This window comes from Leifsonia soli (assembly GCF_013408745.1).
Lineage (GTDB): Bacteria > Actinomycetota > Actinomycetes > Actinomycetales > Microbacteriaceae > Leifsonia > Leifsonia soli.
In genome coordinates this window covers 194,343-212,876 of record NZ_JACCBJ010000001.1, presented here as the reverse complement: position 1 = coordinate 212,876, position 18,534 = coordinate 194,343, and the positions used below count along the sequence as shown (strand labels likewise).

Here is an 18,534-nt window from a genome sequence, read left to right as displayed (position 1 = left end):
TGGAGCCATGACTGACGCTCGACTCGAGGCCGGAACACCGGCTCCCTCCTTCACGCTCACCGACCAGGACGGCGCCGCCGTCTCGCTCTCCGATTTTGCCGGCCAGAACGTGATCGTGTACTTCTACCCGGCCGCGATGACGCCGGGATGCACGACGGAGGCCTGCGACTTCCGCGACAACCTGAACTCGCTGAAGTCGGCGGGTTACCAGGTCATCGGCATCTCGAAGGACGCACCGGCGAAGAACAAGCAGTTCCAGGAGCAGGACGGCCTCAACTTCCCGCTGCTGTCCGATGAGGACCTGGCCGTGCACCGGGCATACGGCGCCTACGGCGAGAAGAAGCTCTACGGCAAGACGGTAGAGGGTGTCATCCGGTCGACCTTCGTCGTCGACCCGGACGGCACGGTGCGGCTGCCCCTGTACAACGTGAAGGCCACCGGCCATGTCGCATCGCTGCGCAAGAAGCTCGGCATCGACTCCTAAGCGGGGAGGCGCGGCACCGACGCCAGCAGACGGCGCGTGTAGTCGTCGCTCGGCGTCCTGAGGACCTCGGCGGTCGCGCCCTGCTCCACGATGCGGCCGCCGCGCAGCACGACGGTGTGGGCGCAGAGCGCAGCGACGACGCTGAGGTCGTGCGACACCATGACGACGGTCATCCCCTCGTTCGCGGCGAGCTCTCCCAGCAGGTCGATGATCTGGATGCGCGTCGTCACATCCAGCGCGCTCACCGGCTCATCGGCCAGCAGCACCCGGGGGCGGGACACGATCGCCCGGGCGATGGCGATGCGCTGCCGCTGGCCTCCCGAGAACTCGTGCGGGTAGCGGCGCGCCGCGTCGGCGGGCAGGGCGACGGAGTCCAAGGCGTGAGCGATGCGCTCGCGCGCCTCCTCGCCGCTCGCGAGCCCGAGGGACGCGAGGGGCTCCCCGACGATGCGGCCGACGCTCTGCCGCGGGTCGAGCGAGGAGTACGGGTCCTGGAACACCGGCTGGACGCTGCGGCGGAAGGCGCGCAGCTGCGCCCGGTCGCGCGGGTTCAGGGGCTCGCCGTCGAAGAGCACGGAGCCGCTCGTCGGCGTCGTCAGCCCCAGCAGGAGCGAGAGCGCCGTCGTCTTGCCCGCTCCCGACTCGCCGACCAGGCCGAGGCTGCGACCCGGCTCGACGGCGAACGAGACGTCGTCGAGGGCAGCGGTGGCGGCCTTTCGGTAGCGGAAGCCTGCGTTGCGGAGTTCGAGGATCGGGGTCATGGCAGCTCCAGTGCGGCATCCAGCTCGCGGGCGCTCCGCACGAGTTCCGCGGTGTACGGATCGCGCGGCTCCGACAGCAGCCCACCGATGGCGCCCTCCTCGACCACGCGGCCCTGACGCAGCACGATGGCGCGCTGCGCCATGCGGGACACCACGGCCAGGTCGTGGCTCACGAACAGGAGCGCCATTCCCCGCTCCGCGACCAGGCGCTCGAGCAGGGCGAGCACGTCGGCCTGCACGGTGACGTCGAGCGCGGTCGTGGGCTCGTCGGCGATCAGCAGCCGCGGACGACAGGCGAGGGCCGCCGCGATCGCGACGCGCTGCCGTTGGCCGCCGGAGATCTCCCACGAGTAGGCGCGCGCGATGCGCTCCGGTTCCGGGAGGCCCACCTCGGCGAGCGCGTCGTGCACCGCCCGCCGCAGCGCGTCCCCGCGCAGCCCGAGGTGGCGGCGGAGAGGCTCGCCGACCTGCCGGCCGAGGCGCATGAGCGGGTCCAGGGCGGTCATCGGCTCTTGGAAGACCGTCGACGCCACCTGGCCGCGCAGCGCGACCAGGTCGCGCTCCCGCGCCCCGATCACCGGGACGCCGTCGAGGAGCACGCTGCCCGTCGCCTGCAGTCCGTCCGGAAGCAGACCGGTGAGGGCGAACGATGTCAGAGACTTCCCCGAGCCGGACTCGCCGATCAGGCTGAGCCGCTCCCCCGCGTCCAGACGGAACGACACGTCCCGCACGAGGACGTCACCGCCGCGCGTCGTGACCGTCAGGTTGTCGACCTCGAGGAGCCGCGGAGTCGCCTGCTTCTGCGCGCCCACCGTGTTCGCGCTCATCGTGACCTCCTCCGCGTCGGATCGGCCACATCCCGCAGGCCGTCGGCGACCAGGTTGACGCCGATCACCAGCACCACCAGGGCCACACCGGGTGCGATCGCGCCGGCGGGCGCGGTGGACACCGTGCCCTGCGCCTCCTGCAGCAGCCGCCCCCACGACGCGTTCGGAGGCGGGGCGCCCAGCCCGAGGTACGACAGGCTCGCTTCGGCGAGCACGGCCACCCCGAACTGCAGGGCCAGGTTCACGCTGAGGGTCGGCCAGATGTTCGGCAGGATGTGCCGCGCGATGATCCCGGACCACGAAGTGCCCGAGGTTCGCGCCGCCGTCACGAACTGCTGTGCGAGCACCCGCTTGGCGAGCACACGCGTCAGCCGGGCGACGACCGCGGACATGGCGAGCCCGATCGCGACGATGGCGGTGCCGAGCGAGGCGCCCTGCGCCGCCACGATCAGCATGGCCAGCAGCAGCGTCGGGAACGCGATCAGGATGTCGAGGACGGCCGAGAGCGTGTCGTCGAGCCACTTCGTGGCGAACGCGGCGAGCAGGCCGAGCGTACCGCCGACCACCGCACCGATCGCAACGGATCCGAGGCCGACGGCCAGGGCGATCCGCGCGCCGATCATCAGCTGGGTCGCCAGGTCGCGGCCGAACCGGTCCGTGCCGAGCCAGTGGGATGCGCTGGGCTGCTCGAGCCGTGTCCCGGACGTGTCGGACTGCGCGTAGGGCAGCCAGAAGAACGAGACGACGGCGACGATGACGACGAGACCGACCAGCACGAGGCCGATGCCGAGGGTCAGCGACCGGCGACGTCGCCGCCGGTGCGCGGCGTCCGGCGCGGCGGCCTCCGCCGCCTGCTCCACGATCGCGCTCATGCGTTCCCCGAGATACTGCGACGGAGTCGCGGATCGACGAGGCGCTGGGCGACGTCGGCCAGGAAGCCCACGATCAGGACCAGCAGCGTCGAGACGAACAGGATGCCCTGGATGTTCGGGTAGTCGTGCTGCTCGATGGCCTTCAGCAGCATGCTGCCGAGACCCGGGAGCGTGAAGACGCTCTCGACGACGACGGCGCCGAGGAACGTCGTGGCCAGCTCGATGCCCAGGACGGAGATCACCGGAACCGCTCCGTTGCGCAGACCGTGACGCCACATCGCGCCGGCGAATCCGGACCCCAGCGCGCGGGCGTTGCGCAGGTAGTCGCTGCCGATCACATCCAGCGTCGCACTCCGCACGTAGCGGGAGATGGACGCGCTCATCACGAGGGCGATGGTGACGACCGGGAGGGCGAGGGAGGTGAGGGCCTCGGCGGGATCGGACCAGTCGTCGCGTGGGAAGCCGCCCGACGGGAACCAGCCCAGCGTGATGGCGAACACATCGACGAGCAGGATGCCCACCCAGAACACGGGGACGGCGATGCCCAGCTGGGAGAACGCGGACAGCAGGATGCCGTACCAGCGGTCGGCCTTCCACGCCGCGACGAACCCGATGGGCAGGGCGAGAACGAGGGCGAGCACGAACGAGAGCAGCGTCAGCGGAATGGTCACCGACAGACGGGCCGCGATCTCGGGGCCGACGGGCAGCGAGCTGATGAACGACTCGCCGAGGTTCAGCGACAGCAGGCTGCCCAACCACGAGAAGAACTGCTGCAGCAGCGGCTGATCGCTGCCCACCTGGCGCTGAGCCGCCGCGATCTGCTCCTTCGTCGCTCCGACGGAGAGCAGGGCGTTCGACGGGTCGCCCGGCAGCACCCGGAGGAGGAAGAACAGCACGACCATGGCCAGCAGCAGCGACACCACGAGGAACGCGGTGCGACGCACGAGATAGAGGGCCATGGTCCTTTAAGCGTAGGTGCTCGGGGAGCCGGTCGGCTCCCCGAGCACTCGGGTGGTGGAAGACGGTTCCTGTGGAGAACCGGCTACTTCTTGACGATGTCGTAGGCGAAGAACTGCGAGTTCAGGCCGTTGACGGGGTATCCGCTCACGTCGCTGTCCGCCACGACGATCTGCGGGTACAGGTACAGCCAGGCGCTGGCCGCATCCTTCGCGATCTGCTCGTTGACCTGCTTCAGCTTGGCGGTCTGCTCGGCCGTGGTCGTGGCCTGCTCGGCCTCGTTCACCCAGGCGGTCACCTGGGGATTGTCGTAGCCCCAGTAGAAGTCCGGGTTTCCGTACCAGACCACATCGCGGTCGTTGACGTGCTCCTGCAGCGTCGCGGTGAAGTCGTGGTTCTTGAACACCTTCGTGTACCACTCGTCGGCCGAGATGGAGTTGATGTTCACCGTGATGCCGACCTTCGCCAGCTCGCTCTTCAGGAACTCGGCCACCGCGGGGTGCGGGTCGTACGTCGGCGTGTCCAGCGTGAACGTGAAGCCGTTCGCGAACCCGGCCTCGGCCAGCTCCTTCTTCGCCAGGTTCACGTCGTACGGGTTCACCTTGGTGAGGTCCTCGTACCAGGGGTCGCTCGGCGGAACCATCGAACCGATGAGCGTGCCGTAGTCGCCCCAGATGGAGTTGAGCAGCTTCTTGGTGTCGATGGCCGAGTAGACCGCCTTGCGGACCTGGACGTTGTCGAAGGGGGCGACCTTGTCGTTGAACGCCAGCAGCTCCTTCGTCGTCGACTTCCCGTCGGAGATCGTGTAGTCCTTGTTGCCCGTGAACGTGCTGAGGGCGTCCGGGCTCTGGATGCTCGTCACGATGTCGACCTGCTTGGTCTGCAGCGCGTTCGACAGGGCGGAGGCGTCGGTGAAGTAGTCGAACTCCACCTCCTTGTTCTTGGCCTTGTCGCCCCAGTATCCGCTCCAGCGCTCGAGGCTGAGCGAGCTCCCGCGCTTCCACGTGCCCAGGGTGTATGGGCCGGTGCCGTCCTCGGCGGTCTTGTAGTTCGACGTGCCCGGACCGTAGATCCAGATGTAGCTGAGGTTGTAGGGCAGCGAGATGGAGCGGGACGACAGGGTGATGGTCACCGTCTTGTCATCCGGGGTGTCGATGCTCTTGATGACCTCGAGCTGGGACTTGCGCGCCGACTGCGAGTCGTCGGAGGTCACGCGCTCGATGCTCCGCTTGACGTCGGCGCTCGTGAGCGGCTTGCCGGAGTGGAACTTCACCCCGTCGCGCAGCGTGAACGTGTAGGTCAGGCCGTCGGCGCTCGTGGTGTACTTCGTCGCGAGCAGCGGCTCGACCTTGCCCTGGTCGGTCAGCTTGAACAGGCCCTCGTAGACGTTGCCGTTGAGCGCCTCGGTGACGCCCTGACCGCCGCCCGCGGTGTTGTCGAGGTTGACCGGCTCGTAGAGCGAGCCGATCGCGATGGTCGCATCGCTTCCGCCGGCGGACGACGAGCCGCCCGCGCAGCCGGCGAGCGTCAGGGCCGTCGCCAGGCCGATCGCGAGCGCAGCGAACAAGGGGGTCTTTCTCACGGTGGTTCTCCAGTGCTGTGGGGGTGAATGCGAAGGATGTCCGGGCGCTCGGCCCGTCAGGGGGTGTGCGCCGCCTCGTGGTGTGCGCCGCCGCGGAACGCCACGCGCTTCTCCCCAGCGGTGACCGCGACGGGGAAGCGGTTGTTGCGCGGCGGCAGCGGACAGTTGTACTGGTCCGAGAACCCGCAGGGCGGCACGAACGCGCGGTTGAAGTCCAGGACGACGTGGTCGTCCACGTGCTCGACGAAGAGGAACCGGCCGGACGCGTAGGTCCCGTCCTCCCCGTCGGCGCCGTTGGTCGGGTCGCCGAACACCAGAAGCAGCGTGCCGTCGTCGTCGAAGGCGCTCAGGGTGTACTCGACGCCATCGCGCCGGAAGGCGATGTCGCCGGGGACGACGAGGTCGCGGGTGAGCCCGTTGTCGCGGATGTGCTCGAAGGGGATGGTGCGGTCGTCGCTGACCGGCGTGAAGGTGGCCTCGACGACCCAGCTGGGGTCGAACGGGAAGACGTCGATGGTCTCGAAGTCGCGGATGGCGGGAGATGCGGCATCCCAGAGCCGGATGCCGCGCTCGACCTCGCCGGTCTCGAGGCTGCGACGGGTGAGCTCCGTCGCGGTGACCGACTCCGGCTGCCCGGCCAGCGCCTCGTCCGGCGTCGTGGTGTGGCCGGCGGGCAGCCACCGCGTCTCGATGAGGGCGAGGTTGCCGGTGGGCGCGGTCACGCTGCTCAGCCGGCCCGCTCGCCAGGCGTCCCAGCCTGCGCGGGCACGCTCGATGGTCGCGGTGGACGCCGAGGTCTGTGTGGAGATATCAGTCACGATGCCGGACATAACCATTCGAGTCTCCGGCTTGTTCCCGCCGGACGCTATTCGTGTTGCTCCGTGTTGCGCGCCGTGGCGCGGACCACGGCCGGGGAGACGGCCAGGACGCCGGCGACGACCGCGGGCACCAGGAGGGCCCAGCCGACGTCCGGGCGCGCATAGAAGCCCTGGAAACAGCCGACGGCGACCGCGAGCTGGAGGATCTGGATGGTGAGGGCGGACGCACGCGCCCAGCCCCGGCGGCGCAGCAGGCCGACGAGTGTCGCGATCAGCCAGGCCGCGGCGAGGAGGACGAGGATCACGATGGCGACCGCGGAGGGGTACGACTCCGGCGTCTGCGTGAGCAGTTCGTAGACCAGCCAGCACGCCACACCGGCCACGAGGGCCGTCTCGAGCGCGAGGATCACGGTCAGCACCGTGAGGAGGGGCGGGCGCGCCGGGCGGTGCTGAGCGGCCGCCTCCGGGGCGTTCTGGGGGTCGGGCACTATAGCATCCTGACGTTTCCGGCTCGTGTTCTCAGCGTTATCCCATACAAAACTATTGATTCGCAATAAGGGCTATGGGAGCATATTCAACGGTCGAGTTAACGCTCACAGGGTCGTGGGCAGGTCTGATTCCCCACGGATCTAAGCACCCTGCAACCCGACTGCTTATCTGCATTCTATGGCCCTCTCGGGTCAGGAACCCCAGTAAACAAGGAGCACATCTTCATGGATTGGCGCGACAAAGCCGCCTGCCTCACCGCGGACCCTGAGCTTTTCTTCCCGGTGGGCAACACCGGCCCTGCGGTCGACCAGATCGACAAGGCCAAGGCGGTCTGCGCACGCTGCACCGTGACCGAGATCTGCCTGCAGTACGCCCTCGAGACCGGACAGGACTCGGGCGTCTGGGGCGGTCTCTCCGAGGATGAGCGCCGCGCTCTCAAGCGCCGCGCCGCACGCGCACGTCGCGCATCCTGACGCTCCACCCCATCCCCCATCGTCGGCGCGGGCCCTACCCACCCGCGCGTCCGACACAGCCGAGGCGGCGCTCACACACCTAGCACCGAGCGCCCCTCGGCATTTTTCTTTCTGCGGGAGCGTCCGCCGGTCAGATCTTGGTCAGGTACCGTAGCGGGACCTCGATGGTCACCTCGGTGCCCTGCCCCATCATCGTGTGCCAGTCGATCGCTCCGCCGAGCTCCCCCTGGATGAGCGTCCGGACGATCTGGGTTCCGAGACCCGTCCCGACCTTGCCCTCCGGGAGGCCGGACCCGTTGTCGACCACCTTGACGGTCAGCGACTCCTCCGACCGGTTGGCGACGATCTCGACCTCGCCCTCGCGGCCGGCGAGGCCGTGCTCCACGGCGTTGGTCACGAGCTCGGTGAGCGCCAGCGCCAGCGGTGTCGCGTACTCCGACGGCAGCTTGCCGAAGGTCCCCGACTTCTTCGGATGCACCGTCGTCGTGTGGCTCGCCGCGACCTCGGCGACGAGCAGCAGCACGCGATCGAACACGTCGTCGAAGTCCACGATCTGCGCCAGGCCCGTCGACAGGGTGTCGTGCACCACGGCGATGGCCGCCACGCGCCGCATGGCCTGGCTGAGGGCTTCGCGCGCCTCCTCCGAGTGGGTGCGGCGCGCCTGGATGCGCAGCAGGGATGCCACGGTCTGCAGGTTGTTCTTCACGCGGTGGTGGATCTCGCGGATCGTCGCATCCTTGGTGATGAGCTCCCGCTCCTGGTGCCGCTGCTCTGAGACGTCGCGGCAGAGCACGATGGCGCCGACCCGCTCGCCGCGGTTGCGGATGGGGATGGCACGCAGCGACACCGTCACGCCGCGCGCCTCGATGTCGGTGCGCCAAGGCGCACGGCCGGTCACGACCAGCGGCAGGGACTCGTCGACGGTGATGGTGCCCGCCAGGAGGCCGGTCGTCACCGTGGCGAGCGACTCGCCCTCCAGCTCGCCGGTGAAGCCCATGCGGTTGAAGGCGCTCAGCGCGTTGGGGCTGGCGAAGGTGGTGATGCCGTCGACGTCGAGCCGGATCAGGCCGTCGGCAGCGCGCGGGGCGCCGCGTCGAGGGGCAGCCGGGGCTCCGAGGTCGGGGAAGTCGCCCGTCGCGATCATGTTGAAGAGATCGTTGGCGCATTCGTTGAAGGTGAGCTCCTGGCGGCTCGGGGTGCGCGCCTCGCTCAGATTGGTGTGGCGCGTGATCACCGCAACGGGCTCCGGAGCGGTGTCCGGCGAGTGGACGGTGAGCCGGCGGATCACGGGCACCGCGCGCACGCGCGTCGGCGTCTCTTCGTACCAGTCGGGAGCCGACGTGTCGATGATCTGCTTCGACCGGTACGCGTCGGTCACCTGCTGGCGCCACTCCGGCTTGATGCGCTGGCCGACGAAATCCCGGTAGAAGAGCGTCGCCGCCGAGGAGGGGCGGGCGTGCGCCACCGCGACGAAGTCGTCGTCGGCGGTCGGCACCCACAGCACGATGTCCGCGAAGGCGAGATCGGCCAGGAGCTGCCAGTCGCCGACGAGGCCGTGCAGCCACTCGACGTCCTCTTCCGAGGAGCGGCCATGGGCATGGACGAGATCGCTGAGGGTCGACACCTCCCCATCCTAAACGGCGCTCCGACAGGGATGACGAGAGTTATCCACAACGCGTTTGTGCCCTGGTCCGACGCCCGTCGACCTGTTTGAGTGAGGAATCGCACATATCACGACTCTATTTCAGCACAGACCACCGACACACCCCTCCGGGAGATCACATGCACCACCTCGCCCTCGCCCCCGCGACCCCGTCCCCCTCGGCACTGCCCGGCGGACGGCCGGCAGCCGCCGGCCGTCCGGGCGCTCTCCTCGGAGATCCGTCATCGGACCGGCCGCCGGCCCAGCCGCTGGCCGACGCGGGGCTTATGGACAGGGTCATCGCACGACGGGAGGGGCGCCCCGGCGACCTCGTCGAGTTTCCGACGAACGGGGAGCCGAGTCCGGCGACCCTGTGCTCGAACCTCGCGCGGTCGGTGGTGGAGATCCTCGCGGGAGCCCGCCCGCTCGATCAGATCGGCCGCTGGGTGAGCGACTCGGTCTACGTCCACCTTCTGCGTCGCACCATGCTGACCGTCCAGGCGCGGACGACCGCGGCCGACAATCCGCTGCGACCGCGTATGACCATCGGCGATCCTCTGCTGGCGTTCCCGGTCGAGGGCGTCGTCGAAGCGGTCGTGATGGTGCACCAGCCCGGTCGGTCACGGGCCGTTGCCATCCGGCTGGAGCGCCACCGTACCCGGTGGCGCGCCACGGCCATCAACGTCCTGTAGCGGCGGAGACGACGATGGCGGCCCCGCGGGGCCGCCATCGTCGTGCGATCAGTTCCCGATCAGCGCTTCTTCGCCTGGGCGCGGCGCTCCGCGCGGTTGACGGGAGCCGCGTCGTCGGCGTTCTCGACGCGCTGGCCGAACGCACCGCGCTGGTTGCCCGCCTGCGCCGGCGGAGCCGCCGGGGCGGCCTGCTGCTGCGCCCGCTGCGCACGGGCCGTCGCAGCCTGCTCCAGCTGGCCGCGCTGGTTGCGCACCTCGACACCGCCCTGCTCGGCGGGGGCGGAGTAGCTGAGCGCGGTGTCGCTCTCGCCGCGGGCCAGTCCCTTCGCGGCGACCGCGGGCGCCTCGACCTCTCCCGGTGCCTGGTTCACCTCGACCTCCAGGTTGAACAGGAAGCCGATGGTCTCCTCGCGGATGGCCCCCATCATCTGCTGGAACATCGCGTAGCCCTCGCGCTGGTACTCGACCAGCGGGTCGCGCTGCGCCATCGCCCGCAGGCCGATGCCGTCCTTCAGGTAGTCCATCTCGTAGAGGTGGTCGCGCCAGCGGCGGTCGATCACCGACAGCACGACACGACGCTCCAGCTCGCGCATCGCCGGGGCGCCCAGCGACTCCTCGCGACGCTGGTAGGCGATCCGGGCGTCCGACATGATCTCGCGGCGCATGAACTCGCGGTTGATCTTGCCCTTGTTGCCGGCCTCGGCGATCACCTCGTCGATGCTCACGCCGACCGGGTACAGCGTCTTGAGCTCGGCCCAGAGGGCGTCGAAGTCCCAGTCGTCGCCGCTGCCCTCGCCGGTGTGCTGGTCGAGGATGTCGTCGATCACGTCGGTGAGGAACTGCTGCACGCGCTCGTGCAGGTCGTCGCCCTCGAGGATGTGCCGGCGGTCGCTGTAGATCGCCTCGCGCTGGCGGTTGAGCACGTCGTCGTACTTGAGGACGTTCTTGCGGATCTCGGCGTTGCGGGCCTCGACCTGCGACTGCGCGCTGCGGATGGCGCGGCTGACGACCTTCGACTCGATGGCCATGTCGTCCGGGACGCTGCTGCGGCCCATCAGGCTCTCGGCGGCTCCCGCGTTGAACAGGCGCATCAGGTCGTCCGTGAGCGACAGGTAGAACCGGCTCTCGCCCGGGTCGCCCTGTCGGCCGGAACGACCGCGGAGCTGGTTGTCGATGCGCCGCGACTCGTGGCGCTCGGTGCCGAGCACGTAGAGCCCGCCCGCCGCGATGACCTTCTCGGCCTCCTCCGCGACCTGCGCCTTGACGTTGTCGAACACGCCCTCCCAGGCGGCCTCGTACTCGTCCGGCGTCTCGACGGGCGACAGGCCGCGCGCGTTCATCTCGGCGACGGCGAGGAACTCGGAGTTGCCGCCGAGCATGATGTCGGTACCACGGCCGGCCATGTTGGTGGCGACGGTCACCGCGCCCAGGCGCCCGGCCTGGGCGACGATCGCGGCCTCGCGCGCGTGGTTCTTCGCGTTCAGCACCTCGTGCCGCACGCCGCGCTTGGCGAGCAGCCGCGACAGGTACTCGCTCTTCTCGACGGAGGTCGTGCCGACCAGGACCGGCTGGCCCTTCTCGTGCCGCTTCACGATGTCCTCGACCACCTGATCGAACTTCGCCTTCTCGTTCTTGTAGACGAGGTCGGACTGGTCGATGCGCTGCATCGGCTTGTTGGTCGGGATGGGGACGACGCCGAGCTTGTAGGTGCTCATGAACTCGGCGGCCTCGGTCTCGGCCGTACCAGTCATGCCGGAGAGCTTCTTGTAGAGACGGAAGTAGTTCTGCAGGGTGACGGTCGCGAGGGTCTGGTTCTCGGCCTTGACCTCCACACCCTCCTTCGCCTCGATCGCCTGGTGGATGCCCTCGTTGTAGCGGCGGCCGACCAGGATGCGGCCGGTGTGCTCGTCGACGATGAGCACCTCGCCGTTCATCACCACGTAGTCCTTGTCGCGCTTGAACAGCGCGTTCGCCTTGATGGCGTTGTTGAGGAACGAGATGAGCGGGGTGTTGGCCGACTCGTACAGGTTGTCGATGCCGAGGTAGTCCTCGACCTTCTCGATGCCCGGCTCCAGCACGCCGACGGTGCGCTTCTTCTCGTCGACCTCGTAATCCACGTCGGGGGTGAGCCGCTTCGCCAGGTTCGCGAACTCGTTGAACCAGCGGTTCGCCTCGCCGGAGGACGGACCGGAGATGATGAGCGGCGTGCGGGCCTCGTCGATCAGGATCGAGTCGACCTCGTCCACGATCGCGAAGAAGTGGCCGCGCTGCACCATGTCGCTCGCCTGCCACGCCATGTTGTCGCGCAGGTAGTCGAAGCCGAACTCGTTGTTGGTGCCGTAGGTGATGTCGGCCGCGTACTGCTCGCGGCGTTCCTCCGGCGTCTGGCCGGCGAGGATCACGCCGGTGGTCATCCCGAGGGCGCGGAACACGCGGCCCATCAGCTCGGACTGGTAGCTCGCCAGGTAGTCGTTGACCGTGACGATGTGGACGCCGCGGCTGGCGATCGCGTTCAGGTAGGCCGCCGTCGTGGCGACGAGGGTCTTGCCCTCTCCCGTCTTCATCTCGGCGATGTTGCCGAGGTGCAGCGCGGCGCCGCCCATGATCTGCACGTCGAAGTGACGCATCCCGAGGGTGCGCTTCGCCGCCTCGCGGACGGCCGCGAACGCCTCGGGGAGCAGGTCGTCGAGCGATTCGCCGTTGCCATAGCGCTCGCGCAGCTCGACGGTCTCGTGCGCGAGTTCCTCATCGGTGAGTTCGCTGAAGTCGTCTTCGAGGGCGTTGACCGCCTTCGCGTACGCCTCCAGCCGACGGAGGGTTCGGCCCTCGCCAACACGGAGGACCTTTTCAAGAACTGAGGCCACTGATGCACTCCACTTACGCTCGGTCGGGCGGACAGCCCGGCGCCCCGGCGGACGCACGCCGGACGGCATACTCCGCCGACGCTAGAGACATGCTACTTGTTCCGCCCTGACGTTCGACCTGCCCGGCCTGAGAGGAGTCTGGACGCCCGCTCGGCGCAGCCTCGGGAATGCTGATCGGGCGAGTCGATGGCGGCCGCCGCCCGGGCGGCCGCCATCGACGCTTCCACGGCGTGCGCCGCGGTCAGCCCAGCTTGCGGGCCGCGGTCGCGACCTCCTGCAGCTCTTCGGCCTCGTCGTCGAGCGCGATCACGCCGTAGTCCCAGCCCTTGCGGCGGTAGACGACGCTCGGACGCATGGTCTCCTGGTCGACGAACAGATAGAAGTCGTGTCCGACGAGCTCCATGTAGTACAGAGCGTCGTCCACGGTCATCGGTACGGAGGCGAACACCTTCTTGCGGATGACGACGGGAGAGTACTCCTCCTCCGCCTCCGCCTTCTCCTCCGTTTCATCGGACACGGCGGGCATCGCGCCGGTTCTCACCTGGTCGAGCACTGCGACGGGAGCCGCCGCGAGTCCGACCGCACTGAAACCGTCCGTGCTCGCCTCACGCAACGAGGTCGGTCGGTGCTGCCCGCGATGGACCTTGCGTCGGTCCTTCGCTCGCCTCACGCGCTCGAGGAGCTTGCCGAGGGCGATGTCGAAGGCGGCGTACTTGTCCTGCCCTGTCGCCTCGGACCGCACGACGGCCTTCGGACCGACGAGGGTCAATTCGACCCGATCGTCGCCGTTCTGGCTGCCCAGCTTCTCGTTGTGCCTGCTGACCTTGATCTCGAACGAGATCGCCCTCTCGGCCAGATGCGCCACTTTCTCGGACTTCTCGGTGGCGTACTCCCGGAAGCGATCAGTGATACCCAGGTTGCGTCCGATGATGTTGATGTCCATGGAGACCTCCCTGTTCCGGCGTGACGACCGCCCGGATCACGAAGGGCGGATCGACCACACCTTTTCGACTACCGTAGTGCCGCCGACCTCATTTAGAAACCGGAAAACAGGCGGCATCTCCCCAGGGTCCGCTGTGTGGTTGCTGGACACGCCCTCCACCGCGGAGCGGCGTCCGGGCGATCGCGGCCGCACCCGCTACCCGGCCGCCGACGGCTCGGATCGCTCTGGCCGCTTCGGCGATGGTCGCCCCAGAGGTCACGATGTCGTCCACGATCAGGCAGGTGCGGCCGGCCAGCCGCCTCGAGGCGACGAAGCTGCCCCGCCGGTTCCCGGAACGCTGCGTGGCCGTGAGCCCGGCCTGGTCCGCCGTTTGGCGCGACAGTCGCAGCGCTCGCCAGAGCGGAGGGACCAGGATGTGCGCCCGGGCGAGGACCGAGCGGCTCGGGTGGTAGCCCCTCCGGCGCCAGGCGGACCGGGTGGACGGGATGAGAACGGGCAGCAGGGCCGCGTCGCCGGCGTCGGCTTCGCCGGGCGCGCGGGCGGTCTGCCTCTGCGCCTCCGCCACCGCACAGCGCAGGGCGCGCGCGAGCGCTCGCACCACGTCCACCCGGCCGCCGTCCTTGTAGGCCAGCAGCACGCGCCGCGCGACGCCCTCGTAGCTGAGCGCGGACCAGACCGGGATGTCGCCTATCGCATCGAGCCGGGCGACCGGGCGCAGCGCCGCGTCGCAGTCGTCGCAGAGAGAGCGGTCGGGACGACGGCACCCGGCGCATCGCACAGGGAGGACGATCGCGGCGGCGTCGAGCAGGGATTCGCGGACCAGGGTGTTGGCTGTCATGGTTCGAGCATCCCGGGGCGCGGTTCCGGGCGGGCCGTCGAGGCGGAATCTGTGGAGAACCGGCTGGTGGCGGCGGCTGTGGACACGCAGGGAGAGCGGTTTACGGCTGACCCTGCTGCACGGCCACGGCCCCGACCTTGTCGATCTGCGCCTGCCAGCCGGTGCCCGTCGGCGCGAGCAGCGTGCCATCCGCACCGAGCACCACGTAGGGCGCCAGTCCGGACGCCCCGACGATCACGCGACCGCCCGCAGGACCGGAGGTCGTGGTCTGCTCGCCGCCGACGGTCTGCTGCGCGATGCTGGTCGCTTCCCCGTTGGTCGAGCTGAGCACCGCGATGGTGAGATCACTCGTCCAGGCGGCCGAGCGCGGCACCGACGTCGGCACAGCGAGCTCGACCGGCTCCGTCAGCGAGACGGGCGATGCGTTTCCGCCGCGGACGATCCCCGCTGCCATGAGCGAATAGCCGGTCGCGGTCTGAACGAGGGCCGCAACCCGGGTGCCGTCCCGCGAGACGGCGAGCGAGAGGATGGCGGTCGCGTTCGGCCAGTTGACGGTGACGGCGTGGGGCTCTCCTCCGGTGGCGGACGCGACCTGGATCGCGTTCGGGGCCGCCGCCGGCACCGACCAGACCCAGCCGTCGGCGTCCAGCGACGGACCGATGAGACCGGGGCGCGCATCCACCCGGACCGGATCGCCGCTCTTGCGGACCGAGTACACGCCCGCCTGCGACAGGACAGCGGCCTGGTCGCGCGACGCGCTGAGGGTGACGGCCGACGGGTGCAGAGACACGACCTTGTCGCTCAGGCCGCTGAGCGCTGCCACCGTGTCCCCGTTGAGCGGGCCGAACACATCGCCGCGGTCCACGAACGGATGCGCGTCGACGGACGGGTTCCGGATGGGCAGAGCGGCGGTGCTGAGCGACGGGACCTGCTGGGCGTTGCCCTCGATGGACAACTGGACGCTCTGCGCGAGACTGCCCAGGGACTGCTCCAGCTGGTACTGCATCCGCTGCAGTTGCGTCGGGTCGGCCTGACCCGCTTCCGAGCTGAGGTCCACCCGGGCGACACCGCCGGCGGTCGTCACCGAGGGGACGGCGAGCTGGGTGCCCTTGGGGAACGCCGTCGTCACCGCCCCGCTCAGCCACGGCGCCGGCCCGGCGAGCAGCGAGCTCGCCACGCGCGTCGCCGCCGACGCCACCCGGGCCGGGAACCAGCGCGCATCCGGCACGAGGTAGGAATAGCCGGGGCTGAAGAAGTACAAGGTCTGCTGCGTGTACACGGCGCGGAACGTCGGATCGTCGATGACCACGCCGTCCGGTGCCACCGAGATGCGCCACTCCCCGTCCTCTTTGACCAGCTGGTAGTTGAGACCGACGGGAGCCGTGCTCCTCACCGGGTGGTACATGCCGATGGAGTCGATGTTGGCGACCGGGGTGACCTCCACGCGCCAGAGAGTGCCCTGATCGTCGTAACTCCGGTTGCGCCCGTCGTCGACGGTCACCGACTCGTCCGGGTTCCAGTTCGCGGCCATCGACCGCGTCAGGTACTCGCGCGCGATGGCGAAATTGTTCTTCGGGCTGGAGGCCGCGTCGATGAACCCCTGAACGATCCGCTGCTGGCTCGCGCCCTTCTCGGGCTTCGACGGGTTGAAATCGAGGTCGAGGGGGTCGTTCACCTGGGCGACCGGCGCTCCCTGACGCACCGGCCCCGAGTCCGGGATGCTGGCGCAGGCGGCGAGCGCGACCAGCACCAGGGCGGTCACCGATGCCACCGCGACGCGCAGGCCCCAGGATCGCGTGCGTTCGCTCATGCGTGGGCCTCGCTCCCGGTCGGGGTCCCGCTCTCCTGGGGCATCGTCGCGCCCGCGTCGGCCGGCGGAAGGGGCAGCGGCGACGCGGTGATCTCCCGACCGACCACCCGCGGAAGGGTGAGCCGGAAGCACGAGCCGGCGCCCGGCGCCGACCACACCTGCAGCCAGCCGGAGTGGAGGGTCGCGTCCTCGAGCGAGATCGCGAGCCCGAGGCCCGTGCCGCCGAGGGTCCGCTTGCGCGACGGGTCCGCCCGCCAGAACCGGTCGAAGACGTGGCCGGTGTCCTGCGGGCTCATCCCGATGCCGTAGTCGCGGACGGTGAGGGCGACCGCGCTCTCGTTGCTGTCGACCGTCACGACGACCGGACGTCCCTCGCCGTGCTCGATGGCGTTGCCGATGAGGTTGCGCACGACACGGCGGATGCGCCGCGGGTCCATCGGCACGTCGAAGTAGCCGCCGGGGGCGTCCAGCGTCAGTTCCGAGCCGTTCTGCTCGGAGAGCGTCCTGAGCTCGTCGACGCAGTCCTCGGCGAGCCGGACCAGGTTGGTGGGTTCTGCGTCGAGCACGACGGAGCCCGCGTCGTAGCGGCTAATCTCGAGCAGGTCGGAGAGCAGGCGGTCGAACCGCTCGATCTGCGTGTGCAGCAGCTCGGCCGTGCGGGCCGTCGCCGGCGCGAAGCCCTCGCGCTGGTCGTAGATCACGTCACCCGCCAGGCGGATGGTGGTCAGCGGGGTGCGCAGCTCGTGGGACACATCGGACACGAAGCGCTGCTGCAGCTGCGACAACGTCGCGAGCTGGTTGATCTGGCTCTGGAGGCTGTCGGCCATGCCGTTGAACGAGCGGGCGAGAGACGCGAACACGTCCTCCCCGCGCTCCGGGATGCGCACGGCCAGATCGCCCGCGGCGAGCCGCTCGCTGGTGCGCGCGGCCACCCGGATCGGCTCCACCACGAACCGCACGATCACCCAGGTGATGGCGCCGATGAGCAGGATGAGCGCAAGGCCGGCCAGCAGCAGGGTGTTCTGCACGAAGAGCAGGGTGTTCTCCGAGTCGCGCAGGTTGTATCCGATGTAGAGCTCGTACTCGCCGTAGGACGGAAGGGTCAGCTGCGACCCGACAACGATGCCGGGATCGCTGTCGCTCCCGGCGGGCAGCGCCACCGACTGGTAGTACTGCTTCGAGCCGCCGTTCTGCACCTTCTCGCGCAGCTCGGGAGAGATGACCGAGTTCATGGCGGGGCTGCCGCGGTCGGGGGGCGCGAGGATGCCCGTGTCCTGTCCCGGCACCCGGTAGGCCGCGACCAGACGGCTCGAGGTCGACGCCTGGACGCTCTGCAGGACGGTGTTCAACAGGTTCTTGCCCGCATCCCCGGAGGAGACGTCGGAGGCGTTCAGCGTCGACTGGGCCGTTGTGGTCGCGCGGCTGGAGTCGCGGAGCGCCTGGTCGAGCCGCGACTGGTACAGGTCGTTGCTGATGCTCAGGGACATGTAGATGCCGGTGACGAGGATGGCGACGCCGGTCAGGAGCAGCGTGATGGCGACGGTCCGCAGCTGCAGCGAACTGCGCCACAGCCGGGCGAGACGGGCGGGCGTCTGGCGCCACCAGTCCCGCGTCGGCCACCGCGCGCCCATCCGGCCCTCCGGTCGCTAGGCCGCCGCGCCGGCGCGGTAGCCGACGCCGCGCACGGTCATGACGATCTTCGGGTTGTCCGGGTCCTGCTCCACCTTGGCGCGCAGCCGCTGGACGTGCACGTTCACGAGCCGGGTATCGGCTTTGTAGTGGTAGCCCCAGACCTGCTCGAGCAGCATCTCGCGCGTGAAGACCTGCTGCGGCTTGGAGGCGAGCGCGAGCAGGAGGTCGAACTCCAGAGGAGTGAGAGCGATGCGGGTCTCTCCCCGCCGCACCTCGTGCCCGGCGACGTCGACGACCAGGTCGCCAACAGACAGCTCGTCGGTCGGCGGGGCGGCCGGGGCCGGACGCAGCCGGGTGCGGATGCGGGCCACGAGCTCCTTCGGGTTGAAAGGCTTCACCATGTAGTCGTCTGCACCGGACTCGAGTCCCTTGACCACATCGGCGGTGTCGGATTTGGCGGTGAGCATGATGATCGGCGTACCGGACTCCGAGCGGATGCGACCGCACACCTCGATGCCGTCGAGGCCCGGGAGCATCAGGTCGAGCAGGACGAGGTCGGGCTTGGACGACCGGAAGATGTCCACTGCGAGTGCTCCGTCCTCGCAGAAGACAGGGTCGAATCCCTCGGTCCGGAGAACGATGCCGATCATCTCCGCAAGCGCGGTGTCGTCGTCGACAACCAGGATGCGACTAGTCATGTGCGAAGTTCCCCGAACCCCTCTCGAGCGGCCTCAGGCCGTGAAGTGACATCAACAGCGTAATGGAGCAGTCTGCTACCAGCTTGAATGAAAGCACGACGTGCCCTGTGGATGGGACAGCGGGCTCGGGAACGACTGTGCCAGCATGGGAG

The 18,534-nt window shown here is 69.3% G+C and carries 17 protein-coding genes; 3 read left to right on the top strand and 14 right to left on the bottom strand.

Translation table 11 applies throughout. The features are described from left to right. Positions 1–7: 7 nt before the first annotated feature. Positions 8–484 carry a thioredoxin-dependent thiol peroxidase gene (bcp, locus tag BJ963_RS00970; RefSeq protein WP_179453962.1) on the top strand — a complete coding sequence of 159 codons (477 nt, stop codon included), beginning with the start codon at positions 8–10 and terminating at the stop codon, positions 482–484. Here bcp and BJ963_RS00965 read toward each other — a convergent pair. The 7 genes from BJ963_RS00965 to BJ963_RS00935 form a co-directional block, all read right to left on the bottom strand. Then, the gene (locus BJ963_RS00965; protein ID WP_179453960.1) at positions 481–1,245 is read right to left on the bottom strand and encodes an ABC transporter ATP-binding protein; all 765 of its coding nucleotides are present in this window, start codon (positions 1,243–1,245) and stop codon (positions 481–483) included. The genes bcp and BJ963_RS00965 overlap by 4 nt on opposite strands. Beyond that, positions 1,242–2,072 carry an ATP-binding cassette domain-containing protein gene (locus tag BJ963_RS00960; protein WP_179453958.1) on the bottom strand — a complete coding sequence of 277 codons (831 nt, stop codon included), beginning with the start codon at positions 2,070–2,072 and terminating at the stop codon, positions 1,242–1,244. Before BJ963_RS00960 ends, BJ963_RS00965 begins: the two co-directional genes overlap by 4 nt. Beyond that, positions 2,069–2,944: an ABC transporter permease gene (locus BJ963_RS00955; protein WP_179453956.1), complete on the bottom strand. Its 876-nt coding sequence runs from the start codon at positions 2,942–2,944 to the stop codon at positions 2,069–2,071. The genes BJ963_RS00960 and BJ963_RS00955 overlap by 4 nt, the downstream gene beginning before the upstream one ends. After that, positions 2,941–3,903, bottom strand: coding sequence for an ABC transporter permease (locus tag BJ963_RS00950; protein WP_179453954.1), 963 nt, complete (start codon positions 3,901–3,903; stop codon positions 2,941–2,943). Before BJ963_RS00950 ends, BJ963_RS00955 begins: the two co-directional genes overlap by 4 nt. An 83-nt stretch (positions 3,904–3,986) precedes the next feature. After that, on the bottom strand, positions 3,987–5,483 hold the full coding sequence (locus tag BJ963_RS00945) for an ABC transporter substrate-binding protein (RefSeq protein WP_343037204.1): 1,497 nt from the start codon (positions 5,481–5,483) through the stop codon (positions 3,987–3,989). A gap of 56 nt (positions 5,484–5,539) precedes the next feature. Further along, a complete protein-coding gene (locus BJ963_RS00940; protein ID WP_179453952.1) occupies positions 5,540–6,313 on the bottom strand; it encodes a DUF1684 domain-containing protein in 774 nt (257 codons plus the stop codon). A 35-nt stretch (positions 6,314–6,348) separates the two neighbouring features. Beyond that, positions 6,349–6,789: a hypothetical protein gene (locus BJ963_RS00935; RefSeq protein ID WP_179453950.1), complete on the bottom strand. Its 441-nt coding sequence runs from the start codon at positions 6,787–6,789 to the stop codon at positions 6,349–6,351. Positions 6,790–7,014: 225 nt separating this feature from the next. On the opposite strand from BJ963_RS00935, the gene BJ963_RS00930 reads away from it, so the two are divergent. Then, on the top strand, positions 7,015–7,263 hold the full coding sequence (locus BJ963_RS00930; RefSeq protein WP_018190103.1) for a WhiB family transcriptional regulator: 249 nt from the start codon (positions 7,015–7,017) through the stop codon (positions 7,261–7,263). A 130-nt stretch (positions 7,264–7,393) separates the two neighbouring features. Here the strand turns inward: BJ963_RS00930 and BJ963_RS00925 are convergent, their stop codons facing one another. After that, positions 7,394–8,887 (bottom strand): histidine kinase N-terminal domain-containing protein, encoded by a 1,494-nt coding sequence (locus BJ963_RS00925; protein ID WP_179453948.1) that lies wholly within the window; start codon positions 8,885–8,887, stop codon positions 7,394–7,396. Between the two features lie 158 nt (positions 8,888–9,045). On the opposite strand from BJ963_RS00925, the gene BJ963_RS00920 reads away from it, so the two are divergent. Further along, positions 9,046–9,597 (top strand): Rv3235 family protein, encoded by a 552-nt coding sequence (locus tag BJ963_RS00920; protein WP_246297970.1) that lies wholly within the window; start codon positions 9,046–9,048, stop codon positions 9,595–9,597. A 59-nt stretch (positions 9,598–9,656) separates the two neighbouring features. Here BJ963_RS00920 and secA read toward each other — a convergent pair whose 3' ends face one another. From secA to mtrA, 6 genes are all read right to left on the bottom strand, one after another. Beyond that, a complete protein-coding gene (gene secA, locus BJ963_RS00915) occupies positions 9,657–12,461 on the bottom strand; it encodes a preprotein translocase subunit SecA (protein WP_179453945.1) in 2,805 nt (934 codons plus the stop codon). 241 nt (positions 12,462–12,702) lie between these two features. Next, complete coding sequence (hpf, locus tag BJ963_RS00910) at positions 12,703–13,404, bottom strand: ribosome hibernation-promoting factor, HPF/YfiA family (protein ID WP_089913158.1); 702 nt, start codon at positions 13,402–13,404, stop codon at positions 12,703–12,705. A gap of 88 nt (positions 13,405–13,492) precedes the next feature. Beyond that, complete coding sequence (locus BJ963_RS00905) at positions 13,493–14,242, bottom strand: ComF family protein (RefSeq protein WP_179453942.1); 750 nt, start codon at positions 14,240–14,242, stop codon at positions 13,493–13,495. 100 nt (positions 14,243–14,342) lie between these two features. Continuing rightward, positions 14,343–16,052, bottom strand: a complete 1,710-nt coding sequence (locus BJ963_RS00900; RefSeq protein WP_246297969.1) for an LpqB family beta-propeller domain-containing protein — start codon at positions 16,050–16,052, stop codon at positions 14,343–14,345. Then, positions 16,049–17,683, bottom strand: a complete 1,635-nt coding sequence (mtrB, locus tag BJ963_RS00895; RefSeq protein ID WP_179453940.1) for an MtrAB system histidine kinase MtrB — start codon at positions 17,681–17,683, stop codon at positions 16,049–16,051. Before mtrB ends, BJ963_RS00900 begins: the two co-directional genes overlap by 4 nt. 15 nt (positions 17,684–17,698) lie before the next feature. Next, positions 17,699–18,382, bottom strand: coding sequence for an MtrAB system response regulator MtrA (gene mtrA / locus BJ963_RS00890; RefSeq protein ID WP_089913168.1), 684 nt, complete (start codon positions 18,380–18,382; stop codon positions 17,699–17,701). Positions 18,383–18,534 lie beyond the last annotated feature (152 nt).

Bases quoted from the DNA above. Each gene is read 5' to 3' on its own strand.
- BJ963_RS00920 (WP_246297970.1), top strand. From the start codon at position 9,046: ATGCACCACCTCGCCCTCGCCCCCGCGACCCCGTCCCCCTCGGCACTG.
- BJ963_RS00900 (WP_246297969.1), bottom strand. From the start codon at position 16,052: ATGAGCGAACGCACGCGATCCTGGGGCCTGCGCGTCGCGGTGGCATCG.
- BJ963_RS00960 (WP_179453958.1), bottom strand. From the start codon at position 2,072: ATGAGCGCGAACACGGTGGGCGCGCAGAAGCAGGCGACTCCGCGGCTC.
- BJ963_RS00930 (WP_018190103.1), top strand. From the start codon at position 7,015: ATGGATTGGCGCGACAAAGCCGCCTGCCTCACCGCGGACCCTGAGCTT.
- bcp (WP_179453962.1), top strand. From the start codon at position 8: ATGACTGACGCTCGACTCGAGGCCGGAACACCGGCTCCCTCCTTCACG.
- BJ963_RS00905 (WP_179453942.1), bottom strand. From the start codon at position 14,242: ATGACAGCCAACACCCTGGTCCGCGAATCCCTGCTCGACGCCGCCGCG.
- BJ963_RS00955 (WP_179453956.1), bottom strand. From the start codon at position 2,944: ATGAGCGCGATCGTGGAGCAGGCGGCGGAGGCCGCCGCGCCGGACGCC.
- BJ963_RS00940 (WP_179453952.1), bottom strand. From the start codon at position 6,313: ATGTCCGGCATCGTGACTGATATCTCCACACAGACCTCGGCGTCCACC.
- BJ963_RS00950 (WP_179453954.1), bottom strand. From the start codon at position 3,903: ATGGCCCTCTATCTCGTGCGTCGCACCGCGTTCCTCGTGGTGTCGCTG.
- hpf (WP_089913158.1), bottom strand. From the start codon at position 13,404: ATGGACATCAACATCATCGGACGCAACCTGGGTATCACTGATCGCTTC.
- mtrA (WP_089913168.1), bottom strand. From the start codon at position 18,382: ATGACTAGTCGCATCCTGGTTGTCGACGACGACACCGCGCTTGCGGAG.
- mtrB (WP_179453940.1), bottom strand. From the start codon at position 17,683: ATGGGCGCGCGGTGGCCGACGCGGGACTGGTGGCGCCAGACGCCCGCC.
- BJ963_RS00965 (WP_179453960.1), bottom strand. From the start codon at position 1,245: ATGACCCCGATCCTCGAACTCCGCAACGCAGGCTTCCGCTACCGAAAG.